The sequence below is a fragment of the Shewanella sp. BJSY2023SW005 genome (assembly GCF_047314585.1).
GTDB classification, from domain to species: Bacteria; Pseudomonadota; Gammaproteobacteria; order Enterobacterales; family Shewanellaceae; genus Shewanella; species Shewanella algae.
The window spans coordinates 220236-239827 of record NZ_JBKORJ010000020.1 but is presented as its reverse complement, the minus strand read 5'-3'; the positions used below and the strand labels follow the sequence as shown (position 1 = coordinate 239827).

Below are 19592 nucleotides of genomic sequence, written 5' to 3'. Positions count from 1 at the left end.
GTGTCGACTATACTGCAGCTTTGGCTGCACTGATATTACGAAAATTTATTCGAAGTTGTGACCGAGAATAGAAAATCTCATTTCTGGGGTTTGTTAACTTAAGGTAGAGTATGCACCGTCTCAAGCTACTGTTTCCCGGTGAGTTCCCTACACTGGAAGGATACGAAATTGGATTTGACCCTGTACGTTAAATTTTTCCTCGGACTGGTGGCTATCATCAACCCGGTGGGCCTGTTGCCGGTATTTGTCAGCCTCACCAGTCACCAGACTGAGGCTGAGCGTAATCATACTGCCAAAATATCCAACTTTGCCGTGGTGGTGATCCTCCTGGTTACCACAGTGGCGGGTCAGTATATATTGAATATGTTCAGTATTTCGCTGTCGGCATTCCGAATTGCCGGCGGTACACTGATTGCCATCATCGCCATGTCCATGTTGCAGGGAAAGCTGGGCGAGGTGAAACGCAACCAGGAAGAGGACAGGGAAGCCTCGGCGATGGAATCGGTTGCTGTGGTGCCGCTGGCTTTGCCGCTAATGGCCGGTCCGGGGGCTATCAGCTCAGTCATCGTCTTTGCCGCCGAACATAAAGGCCTGGCCAATCTGCTGGCCATGTCGGTGACTGTGGCCCTGTTTGGTCTGCTCAGCTTTGCATTGTTCAGAATGGCTTCGGTTATCAATAAGCTCCTCGGCAAGACAGGGATTAACGTGATCACCCGTCTGATGGGACTCTTGATGCTATCCATCGGCATAGAGGTGATAGCTGCCGGCTTCAAGGGATTGTTTCCCAACTTACTGGGATAAAATAAAGCGCCCTCGGGCGCTTTATTGTTAGTTGGTTGCGACGATTGTTCATCAGTAATTCTGGCTCAAGTCTATGATGGCACCGCCTTTGGGGCTGAACAGTTGTTGATGCAGCCTGGCGGCAAACTCATCTGTCATTCCCGAGATATAGTCTGCTATCACTCTGTGGCTGTTTTCCCCCCTGCAGTTGGCCTGCTGCCAGCGTGATTGGGTATTGTGGGGCAGGAGCCTCAGAGGATCCGAGGCAAAGGCTTCAAACAGCTCCATCACTATCTGTTGGCCCTTGTACTCCAGCATCTGGATCTCGGGCTTACGCACCACATATTTGAGGACAAACTGTTTCAGCAGCTCCAGCAGCTCGGCAAAGGCGGGTTCCAACTTGGCATTGAATCTGAGCAAGGGTTCGGCAAAGTCCGGGTTCTCGTCGATTTTGATGGCGGTTACCAGCGCATTGACCAGGGTCCCTATGGCATCCTTACGCAAGTGATGTTTGCGGGAAAACAGCTTGAGCTCAATATTCCCGAGCTGGCTTTGGATCCACTCATCTTCAATGGCCTGTAGCGGAGCACGCATATCCTCTTGCCAATTCGCGCCGGTGACTATCCCCATTACTATGGCATCTTCGAGATCGTGCACCGCATAGGCGATATCATCGGCCAGCTCCATAATGGTGCAGTCGAACGACTTGAAGTGAGTGCGTCGGTGCAGCCCTTCCCCCGGGCTGTAATGACTGAGAAAGCTCTGCTTGTCTTTACTGTCCAGCGGCTCAAGTACCCAATCGAGGATAGCTTCATCATCATCGAAAACCCCTTTCACCGGCGGCCATTGGCTCGGCCTTAACTGACGATAGTGACTCAGTTCCGGCTGAGGTCTATCCACTTTCAGTGTGCGTACCGGAGCCGGGTATTTGAGTACACCGAGCAGGGTGCGCCGGGTCAGGTTCATGCCAAAGTGTTCGGTATAGGGTTCGAGCCGGGTAAGGATTCTGAAGGTTTGGCCATTGCCTTCAAAGCCGCCGTGCTCACGCATCATGTAGTTGAGCGCCACCTCGCCGCCATGGCCGTAGGGTGGGTGACCTATATCATGGGCCAGGCATAGGGCTTCGAGCAGACTCATGGAGTCGAGCAAAAAGGCCATTTCGGGATAGTGCTGCTTCAACTGGGCGGCAATGCCCGTGCCTATTTGCGAGACTTCCAGTGAGTGGGTCAGGCGGGTGCGGTAAAAGTCGTTCATGCCCACCCCAAGCACCTGAGTCTTGGCCTGTAAGCGCCGAAAGGCGGCAGAGTGTAGAATTCTGGCTCTGTCTCTCTGATAGGGACTGCGATTATCGTCTCGGCGCTGACTGTTATTGGGCTCGCGCCTGGCTTGCCAGTGGGCTTGGCTCATAATCTCTCCTGCTAGAGCAGTTGATTGATTTCATCCAGATCCAGGGTGAAACTGGGAATAAAATGCTCGCGAAAATACGCCACTGCCGGGTCGGGGTTGGCATCCAGCATGGTTTCGAGTCGCTTGCGAGCACTGTTGAACTCGTTGTTTCCGGCGCGTTTTTCTTCGAGACACTTGAGATAAGCGCACAGCGTATCGGCGGACTTAACCAACTTGCGATGGCTGAGCTCGGCGCTATCACTGATAAACAGAGAGCGGTAATCGTCACGAAACTCTTCGGGCGCCATCTCCAGCAGCCTGGCTTCGGCTATGGCTTCAATCTTCTTGTATTCGGCCTCTATCTCGGCATTGAAGTATTTGACCGGGGTGGGCAGATCGCCGGTAAGTATTTCGCCGGCATCGTGAAAGATGGCCAGGGTCGCGGCGCGATCGGGCGAATATTGGCCATTGAACTTACGGTTACTGATGATGGCCAGCGCATGGGCCACCATGGCAACCTGCAATGAATGTTCCTGCACATTCTCGGTTCGGACGTTATACATCAAAGGCCAACGCTGAATTAACTTCATCCTGGCCAGGTGGGCAAAAAGGTGACTCATACAACTTCCTTTGGTAGCTAAGTTTTTTGCTCGTTTCCCTTACTTTACCTCAGTGGTTAAAGGCTGTCAGTGCCGGGCGGGGATAAAAAAGCCGCCTCGATGGGCGGCTGGCATTGTGTTATTGGCGGTAGTACTCGAGGAAGTCACCGAAGGCGAGCAGGGCCCGTTGTAAGTCTTCCTTATGAGGCAGGAACACCACTCGCAGGTGATCCGGCTCCGGCCAGTTAAAGGCGGTGCCCTGTACCAAGAGAATTTTCTTCTCTTTCAGTAGATCCAACACCAGGCGCTCATCGTCCCTGAGACCGAAACGCTTGCTGTCGATGCGGGGGAATGCATACATGGCGCCCTTGGGTTTCACCACGCTCACACCGGGAATTTGATTGAGCAGCTCATAACAGATGTCCCGCTGCTGAGTCAGGCGGCCATCGATGGCGGTAAGCTCATTGATACTCTGATAACCCCCCAATGCGGTTTGAATCGCATGCTGATTGGGCACGTTGGCGCAAAGGCGCATAGAGGAGAGCATTTCCAGCCCTTCAATATAGCTGCGCGCCGCCTTGAGGTTGCCGGATAGCATCATCCAACCGACCCGGAAACCGGCAACTCTATAGGCTTTGGAAAGACCATTAAACGTCACGGTGAGAATATCGTCCGACAGGCTGCAGGCCGGGATATGCACAGCGTCATCGTAAAGAATTTTGTCATAGATCTCATCGGCAAACAGTATGATGCCGTGCTGCCGGCACAGCTCAACAATCTCCAGCAACAGCTCGCGACTGTATACGGCCCCGGTTGGATTGTTGGGGTTGATAATCACAATTCCGCGGGTTCTTGGGCCAATCTTGCTCTTGATATCCTCAAGATCGGGAAACCAGTCGGCCGCTTCATCGCAGCGATAGTGGCGCGCCTTGCCGCCCGCCAGGTTAACCGCCGCGGTCCACAGTGGATAGTCAGGGGAGGGAACCAACACCTCGTCATCGGTATTGAGTAGCCCCTGCATGGCCATCACAATCAATTCGGAAACACCATTACCTATATAGATATCTTCGATATCGACACCGAAGATCCCCTGGGACTGGTAATGCTGCACTATCGCCTTGCGGGCAGAGAACAAACCTTTGGACTCACAATACCCTTGGGCCGATGGCAGGTTGAGGATAACGTCACGAACTATCTCTTCCGGGGCTTCAAAGCCAAAGGGGGCCGGGTTACCTATATTGAGCTTAAGAATACGATGGCCTTCATCCTCCAACCGACGTGCTTCTTTATGTACCGGCCCTCGAATATCGTAACATACACTGTCGAGCTTATTGGATTTGATGATTGGCCGCATTACTACCTCGAAACTGGCTGATATGAAAGAGTTTAACCTTCGGCACAATACCTAATTTCAAGCGCCTTAGAAAGAGGGGTAAAGCCAAATTCTGTATTTGCGGCAGAACTTTCATCTTTAAAAGCAAAAAAACACGCATGATAAAAAGATAAAAAATCTGTATTTATTACAAAATTAAGTTTGAAGGACTGCTCTGGGTGCTAAGCAATAGCAGTTATCACAAAGTCGCCTTGAGTTTCTTTGAAATAAAAAGGCAGTTTAACTGAATGCTTATATGCAAATGCATGCAAAAAAGCATAAAAATGACATGTAAAACCCTTTGAATCATATGATGTTTTTTTTGGAATCGCCCGCAAGGTCAAAATTTGAACTGACTGACTCAATTTATGGTTGACTCATATCCAGTTGCGCATTATTTTCTGCGCGATGTTTTTAGCAAGGCTCCAACAAAAGCGACCAGTTGTTACTGTCCGTCTGGCGGAAAGCCGTAAATAAAGCAGTTGTTTTGGTGGTGTCTTCAACGCCCCACATGACTTTATAGGGCCGCAAGGCCATCTTTTTGAGGACCTAAGTGCATGTCTGAGCCGACAGCGTTAAGTCTTGTTCCCCCCATAGTTGTATTGGTGCTGGCCATTTGGCTGCGTCGTCCCATCCTGGCCTTAATCATAGGTGCCGTCAGCGGGCTATTGCTTCTTGACCCCAGTCAGGTGCTGAACAGCTTTGCCGATATCTCTCTCAAGGTGATGGCCGATGAGACCATAGGTTGGTTAATCCTGGTGTGTGGCAGTTTCGGTGCCCTGATAGCCTTATTGGTGCGCACAGGTGGCGCCTTGGCCTTTGGCCGTAAAGCGCTCAAACTCGCCAAAGGGCCACGCTCATCTCTGCTGATGACCTTTGTGCTAGGCCTGGTGATCTTTATTGATGATTACCTGAATGCACTCACAGTCGGCGAAACCATGAAACGGGTTACAGACAGGTTCAAGATTTCCCGTGAGATGCTGGCCTATGTGGTTGACTCCACCGCAGCGCCGGTATGTGTGTTGGTGCCGCTATCCACCTGGGCGGTGTTTTTCGGCGGACTTCTGGTCAACAACGGTGTGGCCGCCGAAGGCGAGGGGATCCAAATTTATATGCAGGCGATCCCTTATATGTTTTACGCCTGGTTGGCGGTTGCCATGGTGCTGCTGGTCATCCTTGGCATAGTACCGGCCATAGGACCCATGAAAAAGGCGCAGCTCGCGGCGGCGGCCGGCAATCCGGCCAAAGAGCAGATAGATCTGGATGAAGTTCAGACTTCAGATGAATATGCCGTGCGCGCCATGGAGGAGGAGTTTGAGCAGGCCGACAAGCAAGGTAAGCTGCATAACTTCCTGGTGCCAATTTTGCTGTTGGTTGGTTTTACCGTTTACTTTGATATCGATGTCTGGAAAGGCTTGTTGGCAACACTGGTGATTACCCTGCCATATTACGCGGTGCAGCGTTTGATGCCCTTGTCCGAGATGATGGATCAGATGATAGATGGCTTCAAGAGCATGCTGCCGGCCATAGGCACGGTTATCGCCGCCTTTGTGTTTAAGGATGTTTGCGACCAACTGTTGCTGCCTCAATATGTGATTGAGTCCCTGAGTCCCTTTATGACGCCAAAACTCTTGCCTGCAGTGGTGTTTGTGGCCATGGCAATTCTGGCCTTTGCCACCGGGTCCAGCTGGGGGATTTTTGCGGTGACCATTCCTATTGTAATGCCGCTGGCTCAATCTGTGGGGGCTGATATACCGCTGGTGATAGGTGCCTTGCTGTCGGCTTCATCTTTTGGTAGCCAGGCTTGCTTCTACTCGGACTCCACCGTTCTGGCGGCGCAAGGGTCGGGCTGTAACCTGGTAAGCCATGCGGTGACCCAGTTACCCTATGCCTTGATAGCAGCAGTACTTACCTTTATTGGCTTTATCATAGTCGCATGATTAGTCGCATGATTAGTTGAATGACGGCTGTTTCAAAGCCTGAGCCTACCAACAAAAATCCCCAAGGTTATCCGCGGGGATTTTTTTATCAAAAGGTTGCCGCAAGAAGCCATCAATAAAAGCGGATGCAAAAGGTTCAATAGCTCGACATATCAAACGCTTCTCGGCAGTATTGTGAATAACGATACAGGGAATTTGCCTTCTATGGTGTTTGTCAGTGAGTACCACAAGGCTTAAGGACAGAGCTGCATGCATATATTCTTTGCCATTACTGCACTACTGTTATTACTCATAACACCTCTAAGCAGTAACAAGAGCCGTTGGTTTACCCCATCACCTCGCCAGGCTATGGCTTTTATCAGCGTTCTTTGGCTAATTGTCTGGGGCTGCTCTGCAATTTTCAAAACTATACTTCCCGATGCTTCAGGCTCAGGTGTGATAAGTGCTATTGCAGGCTTGGTACTGGTTATTTTGCTTATTTTTGCCGGTATCTTAATGATCACCCGGATGGATGGAAAACACAGTGCCAAACGAAGTGCGGCACTTAAGGTTTTTCGCGCCAAACAGCGGCAAGATTATGGTCAAACCCCTTTGATTGAACATTTTAATGTTACTCAAAACCAGGATACTGCAGGTCAGCTCATCTCCTTAAACGCGGAGATCGTTTTTAAACGCGATCCCTTAATTGAAGACCACAACATTAAGATAATTGTCTTTGTGGATACCAATAGCCAGACTCAAGGGGCTTCCCTTTATGAAAATGTACTCTTCTCATCCCGCATGGCACTCCAGTGCCAGTCGGAAAGTTCACTCGTCTACCAAGTGGAGATAGAGGCTGCAGAGATAAGGAACGAGCTGAACCGAATAAGAGGCAGGTTGAAAGACTGTTCAAATGAAGAGTTAACGGGGAAGGATGAGAGTGATATCAAACTCGACTACTCTGTGTATGTAATCGGTCCTGATTATATTACGGAGCTAGCTGAGAAACCCGGTATATGCTTTACCTCTTTGTCTGATGAGGCGCTCGCTTTGCGGGACTATTATCCGGGAGGCTCCCCCTATGAAGCAGCTTACCCTGCCTTATCGAATGAGAAGTTAATGCTCAATACCCGTTTACGACTGACAAACCAATAACAAGATGTGTTTTTTACGGTACAAAAAAGCCAGCAATGATGCTGGCTTTTACAAAGGAGGGCGATTTAATTAAACGCGCTTCTTGAATTCACCGGTGCGGGTATCGATTTCAATCTTGTCGCCTTCTTTAACGAAGTCGGCAACCATCACCTTAAGATCTGTACCTACGATAGAAGCAGGCTTCATTACCTTACCTGAGGTATCACCACGGGCGGCAGGTTCGGTGTAACCTACTTCGCGAATGATAGTGGTAGGCAGTTCTACAGAGATGGCTTTACCTTCGTAGAAAGTAACCTGACAGATCTCTTCCATTCCATCAACTATGTAGTTGATGGCATCACCCATGTTTTCGGCTTCAACGTCATACTGGTTGAAGTCTGCGTCCATAAAGACATACATAGGATCAGCAAAGTAAGAGTAGGTGCACTCCAGGCGCTCGAGCTGAATATCTTCCAGCTTGTCGTCAGCCTTGAATACAGTTTCAGTGCCGGAACCTTGCAGCAGGTTCTTCAGCTTCATCTTTACCACAGCAGCGTTACGGCCGGATTTGTTGAACTCGGTCTTGAGTACAACCATAGGGTTGCCGTCAACCATGATAACGTTACCTGCGCGGACTTCCTGAGCAGTCTTCATTACGTATGTTCCTATATAAGCGGTTTTTCAATTCAGCGCAGAATCTTAGCGGGTTTTGGCCATTAGCACTAGCCTGTTTGCCAGATCTGCTTCATTTATTGCTTCAGCCGGCCATTTTTTTGCGTGTTGCATCAATGTCGGCATGGCAGAATTCAGTGCCAGCCAGCTTTGGCTGGCTTGGGCTCCCTGGTCGCAGTTGAACGCGGTATTCAGCGTTCGCCAGGTTTGGGCGACAAGGGGAGGCAGATTATGGCAGTATCGTGCCATAAAAGCATCCAATTTTACCAGATGTGCTTGTTCTTCCTGCTGATAGATATGCCAGATAAAAGGTTTGCCAGCCCACTGAGCTCTTAAAAAAGAGTCTTCCCCGCGAACTATGTTGAAATCGCAACTCCACAACAGCCGATCATAGCCATCTTGATCTGTCATCGGCAGGACTTGCACCTTGAGTGCGCCGCGACTGAAACTCTGGCCTGCTTGCCAACTGACAGGATCTTGCCAGTCGACTTTGGGTCCTGAATCCTGGTTAAATTGCTCAAGCAAAGGCGCGATACAACCTAAGCTGCGCCCCTTGGGGACTAACAGTTGTACCCGCCGCTCACTTTGCTGCCAAAGTTCCAGCAACGCCGGCAAGGCTTGGGTCTCGTAGCTGAACAGGCTAATGAGGTAATCATCAGTGCCAATATCACTAAGCCCCATCTTTGCCAAGTGTGCCATGGCGTGTTCAGGCTTTGCTTGCCAGGCATCACGCTCGCTAAACAGCGACTGCTCGCAGATGAGTCCGCCTGACTTTGGGGTAAAGCCCGGAAAGAAAAAGGTCTTCTTGACCCCTTTGAGCGCCGGCGAACTGAGACCGTGGCAATCATCTATCCAACTCTCGGCGCTGAGATAATCCAGATTTATCCATTTCGGTGCCTTGGCAAGCTCAGGCAGGCTTGTCAGCACTTCCGAGGGCAAGTCGCAAGCAAAGGCTTCTATCAATACTTCGCCCGGTTGCCAGGCTCGGGGTAGGGGAGACAGCCAATGGATGACTTCAACACCACCAAAGTGTTGACTGACAAGGGCCGGGTTTAACTCGGGTAAAATGTGCGTAAAGCTGTTGAGGTCATCGACCCACAAACGTACCTTAATGCCATATTCGCCGGCCAGCTGCCGCGCCAGGCGCCAGGTAACGCCTATGTCGCCATAGTTGTCCACCACAGTACAGAAGATATCCCAATGACGCAGATTATCGGCTTGCATCTTGTTTCTGTTTCCTGAGTAATAGCCAATAAAAAGGCGGCCATATAGGCCGCCGGAGAGTTACCGGGGAGCGAATATCAGTCTTCCAGCTCGGCCAGACACATCTCTTCGTAAATCTGTTTAACCCAGGCGTCGACACGCTCTTCGGTCAATTCGGGCTGGCGGTCTTCATCTATACCCAGACCAACAAAATGCTTGTCGTCAACCAGCCCTTTAGAGGCTTCGAAGTTGTAGCTGTCAGTCGGCCAATGGCCAATGACTATTGCGCCGCGCTCTTCAACGATATCTCGGACCATACCCATGGCATCGAGGAAGTACTCGGCATAGTCTTCCTGATCGCCGCAACCGAAAATGGCCACCAGCTTATCGGTAAAATCAATCTGCTCCAGCTCAGGGAAGAAGTCATCCCAGTCACATTGAGCTTCACCATAGTACCAGGTTGGGATCCCGAAGATCAGCAGGTCGTATTCGGCGATCTGCTCTTTGGTGCTCTTGGCGATATCCTTCACCTCAACCATCTTCTTGCCCAGTTTCTTCTGGATCATCTTGGCTACAGCTTCGGTGTTACCTGTATCGCTACCGAAAAAAAGACCTACAGTTGCCATTGTCTTTCCTTTAATGTCTAGTTCGCTATTTACTTCGATCTTTCCTGACAGGGGCTAACCTAGCTGCTCCTGAAGGATCAATTCTATTAACTGGCTGCGGCTGATGTTACTGGCCAAAGCCTTCTCATTCAAGGCGTCATATAAATCTTGTGACACTTTTAACTCTATTCGTTTCAGACCCTTCGCCCGATCCCGCATGATCTGGTTACGTTTATTCACCTTGAGCTGCTGCTCGCGGGGCAGAGGATTGCTTCTGGGCCGTCCGCGGCGCTTTTCAGTGGCAAAAAGGTCTATGGTTGTTCTATCTGTTGCTTCTTTTGCCATTTGAAATCTGATGTTTAACCTATACCTGAGCCTTCCCAGGTCATTTGAATTATCCCCTTGGCAACAAAGCCTGCACAGCCAAGGAAGAGTACCAACCAAACAATGAAGCGACCAAACTTGGGTACGTTACCCTGATTGAGTACATCCCTGATGGCCATACCGATAAAAAAGAAAATTGCTGCGAAAAACAGATCCAGTCCAACGGCTTCTATCTGTTGCATATACTGGTTCAACACGCTGCAGCCTCCCGGTGTTCCCTAGCCAAAAAGAGGCGCGAATATAGCATATTGGTTCAGGGGCTGCTACCGCATTTACCCTCAGCAAGGGCTTGGATATTAATCGTTACTGTCAATGAAGTCGGACACTATACGGTTGAATATCGCCGGTTTCTGGGCGTGTAGCCAATGCCCGCACCCCTCCAGGGTCTTGGCTTTGACCTTAGGAAACTGAGCCACAATCTCTTCTTTGTAAGCGGCGGTCACATAGTTTGACTCGCTGCCCCGGATCATCAAGGTGGGCCCTTGATAGCTAAGTTGGCCACCGCAGCGCTCAGGGCCATTATGCCAACCTATGATAGCCGGATAACTGTCAATCAGCCCTGGCAGATTCATCTTCCACTCAAAGCCGGATTCGCCGCGGCGCAGGCTCTTGAGCAAAAACTGCGCCGTCGCCTCATCGATCTCATGATTCAAAAGATGTGCCAGCGCCTGACGTCTGTCTTTAATATCCAAAGGCATGCTGCTTAGACCGGCAAACACTTTTTCGTGTCTCGGCGAGTAGGCCACAGGCGCGATATCAGCGGCGGTCAATGACTGTACCCGCTGCGGATAAGCCAGCGCGGTTGCCATGGCAATCTTACCGCCCATGGAATGGCCCACCAGATGCACCTTGTCTATAGCCAGTTCATCAAGCAGGGACACAAGCGCTTTTGCAAGCCCAGGATAGTCCATTTGCGGCCAATGTTCGCTCTGACCATGATTGGGGCAGTCTATCCTTATTACCCGATGATTTTGCTCAAGCAGAGCCCCAAGTGATTTGAGATTATCCAAATCACCGAATAGGCCATGGATCAGCAACACCGGACTACCGCTTCCGGTCGAAACAAAGTGCATACAGCCCCCTCACAGTGAGTTTGTTGCCAGTATTTCAGCAGGGGGCAAATTCTGCGACAAAGGTCAGTATTTGACAAGGATGGATGCGGATTTAACACTGGCTTTGACTGCTTTTTCAACAAATTGGCTGTGCAAGTCATAGGTTTGTAACTCTATTCTCGCATTTTGATGGATTGAGCCTTCCACCGCTGGAGAGTTATGGCATACTTTGAGCCAAATCGCAGCCGCGCCCCAGATGTGCTTTGACGGCAATGTCATGGCGGCTGCATAGAACAAGTTGAAACTAAAGGAATCGGGCCATGAAATATATTGAGGTGGATGAGGAACTGTATCGCTTTATTGCCGGGAAAACCGAAAGGATAGGCGAAAGCGCATCGGATATTCTTCGTCGACTGCTGGGCTTGGATGTGACAGCCGTTGAACCCAAGGCACCGGTTGAACTCAGCCAGCCAAGCATGGAGCAGGGTTATCGTCCCAATACATTACCCGAGGCCGAGTCAACCCTGGACTTTGACAACCTGTTTAGCAGTGCGGCTATCGAAGCCCAAAAGGGGGCTGTTGGCCGTTTTCTGTTTGCCCTCGAATGTCTCTATAACCAGGATCAGCAAGGATTTGAGCAGGTACTGCAGGTTCAGGGGCGTGATCGCCTCTATTTTGCTACCTCGAAGGAAGCCTTGCTTAAGGCCAGTAAATCGGCCAACCCCAAAGAAGTCGGCAGCAGTGGTTTTTGGGTAACCACCAATAACAACACTGCCAAGAAGCACACCATTTTGTCTGAAGTGTTGGAAAAGATGGGCTGCGACGGCGACAAGGCCAAAGAGATAGCCGATAAGGCACTGCCACTTAAGGCATAAATCTTTATTCCAACATCCGCCATCAAGGAGCACTATTTTGGCTATTCATGAGCGGGCCGGTAAGAAGGCCATGCAGAAGGATCTGGTTAATATTCCGCGGCTGATGAGCCATTATTACCGAATTGTCCCCAACTGTGATGACCCGGCCCAAAGGGTGTGTTTTGGCACCTCGGGGCACAGGGGCAGTTCCTTCAGCGGCAGCTTCAATCAAAACCATATCTGGGCCATTACCCAGGCAGTGGTAGATTACCGCCAATCCCAGGGGATTGAGGGTTCACTCTATCTGGGCATGGACACCCATGCCTTATCTGAAGCGGCTTATATTTCGGCCATCGAAGTCTTGCTGGCCAACAATGTAAAGTTGGTGGTGCAAGAGAGCCAGGGCTTTACGCCTACGCCTGTCATTTCCCATGCCATAGTTAGCGCAAACCGAAATGCCGCCGAGCTCAGCGATGGCATTATTATTACCCCGTCCCACAATCCACCTCAGGATGGCGGAATTAAGTACAATCCGCCCCATGGTGGGCCGGCAGAAGGTGAGATTACTGCCTGGATTGAGCAGCGAGCCAATGACTATCTCAAGGCACAGCTGGAAGGGGTCAGGAAACTCAACTACGGCGTAGCCGTCAGTATCGGACTCATCAAGGAAACCGATCTTATAGAGCCCTATGTTGCCGATCTCGCCTCTGTAGTAAATATGCAAGCCATCAAAGATGCCGGCGTTCGCATAGGTGTCGACCCTCTGGGCGGCTCAGGCATCCATTACTGGCCACATATTGTCCGCCGTTATGGCGTGAATATCACAGTGGTCAACGACCGGGTCGATCCCAGCTTCGGCTTTATGCCACTGGATAAAGACGGCAAAATCCGCATGGACTGCTCATCGCCTTTTGCCATGGCAGGCCTGCTTAAGCACATGGATGAGTTCGATATCTGCCTTGGGAATGATCCCGACTACGACAGACACGGGATAGTCTGCCCAGAGACAGGTTTGATGGACCCCAACCACTTTTTGGCGGTGGCGATAGATTACCTGCTGGAGCACAGACCCGACTGGCCGCAGACGCTGCAAATTGGCAAGACCTTGGTTTCCAGTGGCATGATAGACAAGATAGTTGCCTCACACGGTCGCAAGCTTTGTGAAGTGCCGGTTGGTTTCAAGTGGTTTGTCAGTGGTTTGAGTGAAGCCAGCCTGGCCTTTGGCGGCGAAGAAAGCGCCGGCGCCGCCTTCCTTCGACGTGACGGCACAACCTGGTGCACGGACAAAGACGGTTTTATTCTCGGGCTGCTGGCCGCTGAAATCCTCGCCGTAACCGGCAAAAACCCAGCCGAGCGTTATGCAGAACTGGCTGCGATACACGGTCATTGCTTCTACAAACGGATAGACAGCCCCATCAATGCCAAGCAAAAGGCGCGCTTTGCCACCCTCAATGCAGATACCCTGGGGGCAGAGACTTTGGCCGGAGACAAGATTAAGGCGGTACTGACCAAGGCCCCCGGCAATGATGGTGCCATTGGCGGTATTAAGGTGCTAACCGACAACGGCTGGTTTGCCGCCAGACCTTCAGGTACTGAGGCACTCTATAAAATTTACGCCGAAAGCTTTGTCAGCGAGCAGCATCTGCAGCAGATACTGGAACAGGCGAGAGCTCTGATAACCAGCGCCCTAAAAGGCAAGCCGAACTGAGCTTAAGAGATTGCCAATTCAGTAAAAAAGCGCAGCCGTGAACACAGTTGCGCTTTTTTATTTCCGGGGATCAATATTCAAGATGGCAACTGGGCAAGTTATTCTTCTGGATATAATCCTGATGATATTCTTCCGCACGATGAAACTGTTTCACTGGAACAATTTCCGTCACTATGTGCCGCTGACCCCACTTACCACTACGAGCCAACGCCAGTTTTGAGGCCTCAGCCTGCTCCTTCTGCTCTTTGCTATGAAAAAAAATCACGCTCCGATACTGGGTGCCGATATCACCACCTTGGCGATTGAGACTGGTGGGGTTGTGATTGCTCCAGAAAACTTGCAGCAGCTCGGTAAATGAAACCTGGGCTTCATCGAACTCCACCTGAACCACTTCGGCATGGCCGCTGTTTCCCTGTTTTACCTCTTCATAGCGGTTGATTCTATCATCACCGCCCATATAACCACTGGTGGCGTTTAATACCCCGGGCACTTGACGAAAGAAATACTCCACCCCCCAAAAACAACCGCCACCGAATGTTGCTACCGCCATTAAATTTACCTCTAGATGTCCAGATGGCCAAAATTATGCGTGATAAGTTTTTCCGGCGCAAGTGGTGTATTTGTCGGAGTGGCTTTTTTGCTCCTTAGTTAGATAAGAACTATCTGAAACCAGTTCGCAAGCCTGGCATTGGATAGCTTTGGTCACATAACCAATTTAATAAGCTGTGGTACTATGAAACCTTGCTCTCTGGCGCTGGTCTCAACAAGCAAACGCATTGCAACAAGTTCCCAGGAGACAGCGTTAATGGAAACAACAGCCAAATCGGCAATAAGAAGGAGTATTTCGTGTTACAAGCCCTGAAGGATAATCCTGACTTCCTGTCATTGACTCTGAATAACCCCAATTCATTGGAGAGTATTAGTGGCACGCTTGGCGACCACACCCGGATAGCGATTTGGGACACAGGAGTCTTGCTGTTTGAACCTCTGAACAACCAGAGTGATAAAGATATCGTGCTGTCATCCGGGGTACACGGCAATGAAACTGCACCTATCGAACTGTGTAATGGCATTATCAAGTCGCTGTTAAAGCAAGAAATACGGGTAGGGCAGCGAGTACTGTTCATGTTCGGTAACCCGGCGGCAATTAACCGTGGCACTCGTATTGTCGATGAAAACCTCAACCGGCTGTTCAGTGGCGAGCATTCAAATCCCCCCGGGCTGGTGAACCCGGAGCGGATCCGCGCCAAGAAATTGGAAACTTATGTCACACGTTTCTTCGAAGACGCACCACAAGGGGCAAGACAGAGGATCCATTACGATCTGCACACCGCCATTCGCGGCTCCAAGCATGAAAAGTTTGCCATCTATCCCTATCGACCGGGTAAGGCTTACAGCCGCGAACAATTGATGTTCCTGGAGGCGGCCGGAGTCGATACCGTGTTGCTGCATCACGAACCCACAACTACTTTCAGCTATTTCTCGTCAAATCAGTTTGGCGCCGACGCCTTTACCATTGAACTTGGCAAGGTTTACCCCATGGGACAAAACGATATGACACGTTTTATCGCCACCCGGGAGATGCTGAGCCGTTTGATCTGCAAGCAATCGCTCGAACTCGAGGAGCAGGCGCTTGAGCGGGTCAATATCTATCAGGTCTGTAGGGTCATCAATAAGCAGGCCGACGACTTTGAATTTACCTTCGCCAGCGATGTGGAAAACTTCACAGCTTTCCCCAAGGGATATGTGCTGGCGCGGGAAGCGGGCCGGGATATTCGAGTAGAGCAGGACTCGGAAGCCGTGGTGTTTCCCAACGCCAAGGTGCCCATTGGCCAACGTACAGTGATCTGCCTGGTTCAGGCCACAGAGGTGCCATTGGCCTGAATTGTAAACCAATATATACGCGCCGATCCCATGCTAGTTGGCAAAGCACCCAAGGCGGGAGTTGCTTGCTAGTTTACGTTAACGTAATGTTCGAGGCGCGTACTGAAAAAATCGGTAGGGCCGGTTTCGAGCCGGACAAACCCAGAGATAACAAGAGCACACTATGAGCAACGCAACAAAGATGAATGAGACGGTGCATCGGGTGAGTTTTTTGAACAAGGACTCGCTGCATATCCCTGTACTCAAAATACTTCAGGCCGACGGCACCACCTATGAAGAGGCAGTATTGCCCGTCATAGATGAAGCCCTGTCACGCAAGATATTCGATACCTGTGTCTTTACCCGTGTCCTGGACGAACGTATGTTGGGCGCCCAGCGTCAGGGAAGGATCAGTTTTTACATGACCTGTATCGGTGAAGAAGCCGCCGTTATCGGCAGTGCCGCCGCGCTGGATGACAAGGATGTGATCCTTGCCCAGTACCGCGAACATGCCGCATTGCGTTATCGAGGCTTTACCACTGAGCAGTTTATGAACCAGATGTTCAGCAATGAGAAAGATCTGGGCAAAGGCCGGCAGATGCCTATTCACTACGGCAGCCGTGAACTCAACTATCAAACCATCTCTTCACCGCTGGCGACTCAGATCCCGCAGGCATCCGGCGTAGGTTACTCGCTGAAGATGCAGGGCAAGCGTAATGTCGCTATCTGTTACTTCGGTGAAGGTGCCGCCTCTGAAGGTGATTTCCATGCCGGTCTTAATATGGCCGCAGTTCACAAAGCGCCGGTCATCTTCTTCTGTCGCAACAACGGCTACGCCATCTCAACCCCTACGGAAGAGCAGTACGCCGGTAACGGCATAGCCAGCCGCGGCGTTGGTTATGGCATGCACACCATCAGAGTCGACGGTAACGATATGCTGGCGGTTCTGGCCGCAACGCAGCAAGCCAGAGCCTACGCGCTTGAAAACAACGCGCCTGTGCTGATTGAAGCCATGACCTACCGCCTGGGTGCCCACTCATCTTCCGACGACCCATCCGGTTATCGCTCCAAAGAGGAAGAAGCCAAGTGGCAACAGCACGACCCTGTGAAACGCTTCAAGTTGTGGCTTATCAACAAAGGCTGGCTCAAGGAAAGCGACGAGACCGAGCTGTATGAGAAGTATCGCGAGGAAGTGCTGGCCGCGGTAAAAGTGGCCGAAAAGGTTCCGGCACCAGCCATAGACGCCATCATAGAAGACGTTTTTGATCAGCCGACAGCGGCGCTCAAGCAGCAATTAACCGAGCTTAAGGCCCACGTTGCCAAGTATCCGAAAGCCTATCCTAAAACAGCAGGGAGATCATAAGCGTGGCACAGATGAATATGTTACAGGCCATCAATAATGCCCTGACCATAGCGATGGAAGCCGACGAAAAAATGCTGGTTTTCGGTGAAGACGTAGGCCATTTCGGCGGTGTGTTCCGGGCAACTTCCGGTTTGCAGGAAAAGTTTGGCCGTGAGCGCTGTTTCAATACTCCACTTACAGAACAGGGGATTGCCGGCTTTGCCAACGGCCTGGCTTCCAACGGCATGACGCCGGTAGCGGAAATCCAGTTTGCCGACTACATCTTCCCGGCGTTCGATCAAATCGTCAACGAAGCGGCCAAGTTCAGATACCGCAGCGGCAACGAGTTTGATGTCGGCGGCCTGACCTTCAGAACCCCCTATGGCGGCGGCATTGCCGGCGGTCATTACCACTCCCAGTCACCGGAAGCCTACTTTACCCAAACACCCGGTCTTAAGGTGGTGGTTCCCCGTAACCCATACCAAGCCAAGGGTTTGCTGCTGGCCTCCATTCGCGATAAGAACCCAGTGGTCTTCTTCGAACCCAAGCGCCTGTACCGCGCCTCTGTCGGCGATGTGCCGGAAGGCGATTATCAACTGGAGCTGGGTAAAGCCGAAGTGGTTCGTGAAGGTAAAGATATTACTCTGCTTGCCTGGGGCGCGCAGATGGAAATCATAGAGAAAGCAGCCGATATGGCCAAAGAGGAAGGTATTGACTGTGAAGTCATCGACCTTCGTACTCTCGCGCCTTGGGATGTGGAAACCGTGGCCGAGTCGGTGAAAAAGACCGGCAGATTGCTCATCAACCACGAAGCGCCGCTGACCGGTGGTTTTGCCGGTGAAATTGCCGCTACCATCCAACAGGAATGTTTCCTGTACCTGGAGTCGCCCATCAGCCGGGTCTGTGGTCTGGATACGCCATATCCATTGATCCACGAAAAAGAATATATGCCGGATGCGCTTAAAACCTTTGAAGCCATCAAGGCCTCGGTGAATTTCTAGGAGAGCCAGGATGATTAAAGATTTTATTTTGCCCGACATAGGCGAAGGTGTTGTCGAGTGTGAACTGGTGGAATGGTTGGTGACTGAGGGCGATAGCGTCGCCGAAGATCAACCCGTTTGTGATGTGATGACAGACAAGGCACTGGTGCAAATTCCTGCGCCTTTCCCCGGTGTTATCAGTAAGCTTTATTACGCCAAGGGTGAAATTGCCAAGGTGCATGAGCCTTTGTATGCCGTGGAAGTGGACGCTGTAGACAGTGAAGCGCCAGCAGCCAATGTGGCCGGCGCCGATACCGCTGCATCGCCTAGCACTAACGCTGCGGCTAGTGTCGGTAGCCAGGTGGAAGACTTTATGCTGCCGGATATTGGCGAGGGCATAGTCGAGTGCGAACTGGTGGAGTGGCTGGTCGCAGAAGGCGACACTGTGGTTGAAGATCAACCCATCTGCGATGTAATGACAGACAAGGCACTGGTGCAAATCCCGGCGATGAAGGCCGGTAAAATCGTCAAGCTGCACTACCGTAAGGGGCAGTTGGCCCAAGTGCATCAGCCACTGTTTGCCATTGAAGTTGCCGCTGAATCCGCCAGTGCACCTGTGGCTCAAACCGCTGCAGCAAGTGCATCATCTGGCTCAACCTCTGCCGCCTCTCAAGCCCAGACTCAAGCCCATAGCGGTTCGCAAACTGCTGGCAGCAGTATGGTGCCCCAAGGTAAGGCGCTGGCGAGCCCAGCGGTAAGACGTATGGCTCGCAGCCTGGATGTCGATATCGCCAAAGTGCCTGGCAGTGGTAAAAACGGCCGGGTCTACAAAGAGGATATCGAGCGTTTCCTCAAGGGGGCGACTCCTCAGGCACAACCCCAAACTTTGCCACAGGGCCAAGTGCAAACCGGCACAGCGGCAACTGCAAACGACAGGGTAGAGCCTATCAAGGGCGTTCGCGCTGTGATGGCGCGGATGATGACGGAGTCAGTTTCCAGCATTCCGCACTTTACTTACTGCGAAGAGCTGGACTTGACCGAGCTTATCGCCCTTCGTGAAGCGATGAAGGCCAAGTACTCCAATGACGAGCTTAAGCTGACCATGATGCCTTTCTTTATGAAGGCCATGTCGCTGGCGCTGACCGAGTTTCCGGTGATCAACAGCCGAGTGAACGCCGATTGCACTGAGCTCACCTATCTTGGCCGTCATAACATAGGTATGGCCGTTGACTCCAAGGTTGGCTTGTTGGTGCCCAACGTCAAGGATGTGCAGGATAAGTCGATTCTGGATGTCGCCGCCGAAGTTACCCGTCTGACCCAGGCAGCGCGCTCGGGTAGAGTCGCACCGACCGATCTTAAAGATGGCAGCATCTCTATCTCCAACATAGGCGCTCTGGGCGGCACTGTGGCGACACCTATCATCAATAAACCTGAAGTGGCGATTGTGGCCTTGGGTAAGGTGCAAACCCTGCCGCGTTTCAATGCCAAGGGTGAGGTCGAAGCCCGTAAACTGATGCAGGTCAGTTGGTCAGGTGACCACAGAGTAATAGATGGCGGCACTATTGCCCGCTTCTGTAATCTGTGGAAACAGTATCTTGAGCAGCCGCAGGAAATGCTGCTGGCGATGAGATAATCATAAAGGCCCTGCAATGCGGGGCCTTGTTTTAGGTGTGTTTCGGGAGCAGCACTCTTCTTGCCTTCTTAAGGCAATGGCTTTATTTGATCCCAAGCACAAAGTG

At 51.3% G+C, this 19592-nt stretch carries 19 protein-coding genes; 9 read left to right on the top strand and 10 right to left on the bottom strand.

The features are described from left to right. Positions 1-168 precede the first annotated feature (168 nt). Positions 169-801, top strand: a complete 633-nt coding sequence (locus ACMHXI_RS05395; protein WP_025010407.1) for a YchE family NAAT transporter — start codon at positions 169-171, stop codon at positions 799-801. Between the two features lie 51 nt (positions 802-852). Here ACMHXI_RS05395 and ACMHXI_RS05390 read toward each other — a convergent pair whose 3' ends face one another. The 3 genes from ACMHXI_RS05390 to ACMHXI_RS05380 all read right to left on the bottom strand — a co-directional run bounded on the left by ACMHXI_RS05390 (position 853) and on the right by ACMHXI_RS05380 (position 4119). After that, positions 853-2187, bottom strand: a complete 1335-nt coding sequence (locus tag ACMHXI_RS05390) for an anti-phage deoxyguanosine triphosphatase (protein ID WP_093982826.1) — start codon at positions 2185-2187, stop codon at positions 853-855. Positions 2188-2198: 11 nt separating this feature from the next. Continuing rightward, entirely contained in the window at positions 2199-2786 is a 588-nt protein-coding gene (gene yfbR / locus ACMHXI_RS05385; RefSeq protein ID WP_208184763.1) for a 5'-deoxynucleotidase, read from the bottom strand. Between the two features lie 118 nt (positions 2787-2904). After that, complete coding sequence (locus ACMHXI_RS05380) at positions 2905-4119, bottom strand: pyridoxal phosphate-dependent aminotransferase (RefSeq protein WP_208184762.1); 1215 nt, start codon at positions 4117-4119, stop codon at positions 2905-2907. Between the two features lie 575 nt (positions 4120-4694). Here ACMHXI_RS05380 and ACMHXI_RS05375 point away from each other — a divergent pair. Together ACMHXI_RS05375 and ACMHXI_RS05370 are read left to right on the top strand one after the other, a co-directional pair. Beyond that, a complete protein-coding gene (locus tag ACMHXI_RS05375) occupies positions 4695-6077 on the top strand; it encodes a Na+/H+ antiporter NhaC family protein (protein ID WP_044734497.1) in 1383 nt (460 codons plus the stop codon). Between the two features lie 249 nt (positions 6078-6326). Then, positions 6327-7211: a hypothetical protein gene (locus ACMHXI_RS05370; RefSeq protein WP_054744384.1), complete on the top strand. Its 885-nt coding sequence runs from the start codon at positions 6327-6329 to the stop codon at positions 7209-7211. A 69-nt stretch (positions 7212-7280) separates the two neighbouring features. Here the strand turns inward: ACMHXI_RS05370 and efp are convergent, their stop codons facing one another. The 6 genes from efp to ACMHXI_RS05340 all read right to left on the bottom strand — a co-directional run bounded on the left by efp (position 7281) and on the right by ACMHXI_RS05340 (position 11127). After that, complete coding sequence (gene efp, locus ACMHXI_RS05365; protein WP_100143637.1) at positions 7281-7844, bottom strand: elongation factor P; 564 nt, start codon at positions 7842-7844, stop codon at positions 7281-7283. 45 nt (positions 7845-7889) lie between these two features. Then, the gene (earP, locus tag ACMHXI_RS05360) at positions 7890-9086 is read right to left on the bottom strand and encodes an elongation factor P maturation arginine rhamnosyltransferase EarP (RefSeq protein WP_144131009.1); all 1197 of its coding nucleotides are present in this window, start codon (positions 9084-9086) and stop codon (positions 7890-7892) included. A 77-nt stretch (positions 9087-9163) separates the two neighbouring features. Continuing rightward, entirely contained in the window at positions 9164-9691 is a 528-nt protein-coding gene (gene fldA / locus ACMHXI_RS05355) for a flavodoxin FldA (RefSeq protein WP_025010404.1), read from the bottom strand. Between the two features lie 54 nt (positions 9692-9745). Beyond that, entirely contained in the window at positions 9746-10015 is a 270-nt protein-coding gene (ybfE, locus tag ACMHXI_RS05350) for a LexA regulated protein (protein ID WP_025010403.1), read from the bottom strand. Between the two features lie 14 nt (positions 10016-10029). Then, positions 10030-10251 carry a DUF2788 domain-containing protein gene (locus ACMHXI_RS05345; protein WP_025887393.1) on the bottom strand — a complete coding sequence of 74 codons (222 nt, stop codon included), beginning with the start codon at positions 10249-10251 and terminating at the stop codon, positions 10030-10032. A 99-nt stretch (positions 10252-10350) separates the two neighbouring features. After that, the gene (locus ACMHXI_RS05340; protein ID WP_044734494.1) at positions 10351-11127 is read right to left on the bottom strand and encodes an alpha/beta fold hydrolase; all 777 of its coding nucleotides are present in this window, start codon (positions 11125-11127) and stop codon (positions 10351-10353) included. A gap of 299 nt (positions 11128-11426) precedes the next feature. Between ACMHXI_RS05340 and seqA the strand changes: the two genes are divergently transcribed. Beyond that, positions 11427-11981, top strand: a complete 555-nt coding sequence (seqA, locus tag ACMHXI_RS05335; RefSeq protein WP_044734493.1) for a replication initiation negative regulator SeqA — start codon at positions 11427-11429, stop codon at positions 11979-11981. Positions 11982-12018: 37 nt separating this feature from the next. Beyond that, a complete protein-coding gene (pgm, locus tag ACMHXI_RS05330) occupies positions 12019-13668 on the top strand; it encodes a phosphoglucomutase (alpha-D-glucose-1,6-bisphosphate-dependent) (protein WP_413734226.1) in 1650 nt (549 codons plus the stop codon). A gap of 70 nt (positions 13669-13738) precedes the next feature. Here pgm and msrA read toward each other — a convergent pair whose 3' ends face one another. Next, on the bottom strand, positions 13739-14218 hold the full coding sequence (gene msrA, locus ACMHXI_RS05325) for a peptide-methionine (S)-S-oxide reductase MsrA (RefSeq protein WP_025010399.1): 480 nt from the start codon (positions 14216-14218) through the stop codon (positions 13739-13741). A gap of 296 nt (positions 14219-14514) precedes the next feature. On the opposite strand from msrA, the gene astE reads away from it, so the two are divergent. The 4 genes from astE (at position 14515) to ACMHXI_RS05305 (ending at position 19486) form a co-directional block, all read left to right on the top strand. After that, positions 14515-15552 (top strand): succinylglutamate desuccinylase, encoded by a 1038-nt coding sequence (gene astE, locus ACMHXI_RS05320; RefSeq protein WP_144131005.1) that lies wholly within the window; start codon positions 14515-14517, stop codon positions 15550-15552. 163 nt (positions 15553-15715) lie between these two features. Then, complete coding sequence (locus tag ACMHXI_RS05315) at positions 15716-16894, top strand: thiamine pyrophosphate-dependent dehydrogenase E1 component subunit alpha (RefSeq protein WP_028779909.1); 1179 nt, start codon at positions 15716-15718, stop codon at positions 16892-16894. A 2-nt stretch (positions 16895-16896) separates the two neighbouring features. Further along, positions 16897-17874 (top strand): alpha-ketoacid dehydrogenase subunit beta, encoded by a 978-nt coding sequence (locus ACMHXI_RS05310; RefSeq protein WP_025887401.1) that lies wholly within the window; start codon positions 16897-16899, stop codon positions 17872-17874. 10 nt (positions 17875-17884) lie between these two features. Further along, positions 17885-19486, top strand: a complete 1602-nt coding sequence (locus ACMHXI_RS05305; protein WP_144131003.1) for a dihydrolipoyllysine-residue acetyltransferase — start codon at positions 17885-17887, stop codon at positions 19484-19486. The last annotated feature ends 106 nt before the right edge of the window (positions 19487-19592 follow it).

What these genes read in the sequence shown, in the direction of transcription:
- ACMHXI_RS05390 (WP_093982826.1), bottom strand. Translation starts at nt 2,187, where the DNA reads ATGAGCCAAGCCCACTGGCAAGCCAGGCGCGAGCCCAATAACAGTCAG.
- yfbR (WP_208184763.1), bottom strand. Translation starts at nt 2,786, where the DNA reads ATGAGTCACCTTTTTGCCCACCTGGCCAGGATGAAGTTAATTCAGCGT.
- ACMHXI_RS05380 (WP_208184762.1), bottom strand. Translation starts at nt 4,119, where the DNA reads ATGCGGCCAATCATCAAATCCAATAAGCTCGACAGTGTATGTTACGAT.
- ACMHXI_RS05375 (WP_044734497.1), top strand. Translation starts at nt 4,695, where the DNA reads ATGTCTGAGCCGACAGCGTTAAGTCTTGTTCCCCCCATAGTTGTATTG.
- ACMHXI_RS05370 (WP_054744384.1), top strand. Translation starts at nt 6,327, where the DNA reads ATGCATATATTCTTTGCCATTACTGCACTACTGTTATTACTCATAACA.
- efp (WP_100143637.1), bottom strand. Translation starts at nt 7,844, where the DNA reads ATGAAGACTGCTCAGGAAGTCCGCGCAGGTAACGTTATCATGGTTGAC.
- earP (WP_144131009.1), bottom strand. Translation starts at nt 9,086, where the DNA reads ATGCAAGCCGATAATCTGCGTCATTGGGATATCTTCTGTACTGTGGTG.
- fldA (WP_025010404.1), bottom strand. Translation starts at nt 9,691, where the DNA reads ATGGCAACTGTAGGTCTTTTTTTCGGTAGCGATACAGGTAACACCGAA.
- ybfE (WP_025010403.1), bottom strand. Translation starts at nt 10,015, where the DNA reads ATGGCAAAAGAAGCAACAGATAGAACAACCATAGACCTTTTTGCCACT.
- ACMHXI_RS05340 (WP_044734494.1), bottom strand. Translation starts at nt 11,127, where the DNA reads ATGCACTTTGTTTCGACCGGAAGCGGTAGTCCGGTGTTGCTGATCCAT.
- seqA (WP_044734493.1), top strand. Translation starts at nt 11,427, where the DNA reads ATGAAATATATTGAGGTGGATGAGGAACTGTATCGCTTTATTGCCGGG.
- msrA (WP_025010399.1), bottom strand. Translation starts at nt 14,218, where the DNA reads ATGGCGGTAGCAACATTCGGTGGCGGTTGTTTTTGGGGGGTGGAGTAT.
- ACMHXI_RS05315 (WP_028779909.1), top strand. Translation starts at nt 15,716, where the DNA reads ATGAGCAACGCAACAAAGATGAATGAGACGGTGCATCGGGTGAGTTTT.
- ACMHXI_RS05305 (WP_144131003.1), top strand. Translation starts at nt 17,885, where the DNA reads ATGATTAAAGATTTTATTTTGCCCGACATAGGCGAAGGTGTTGTCGAG.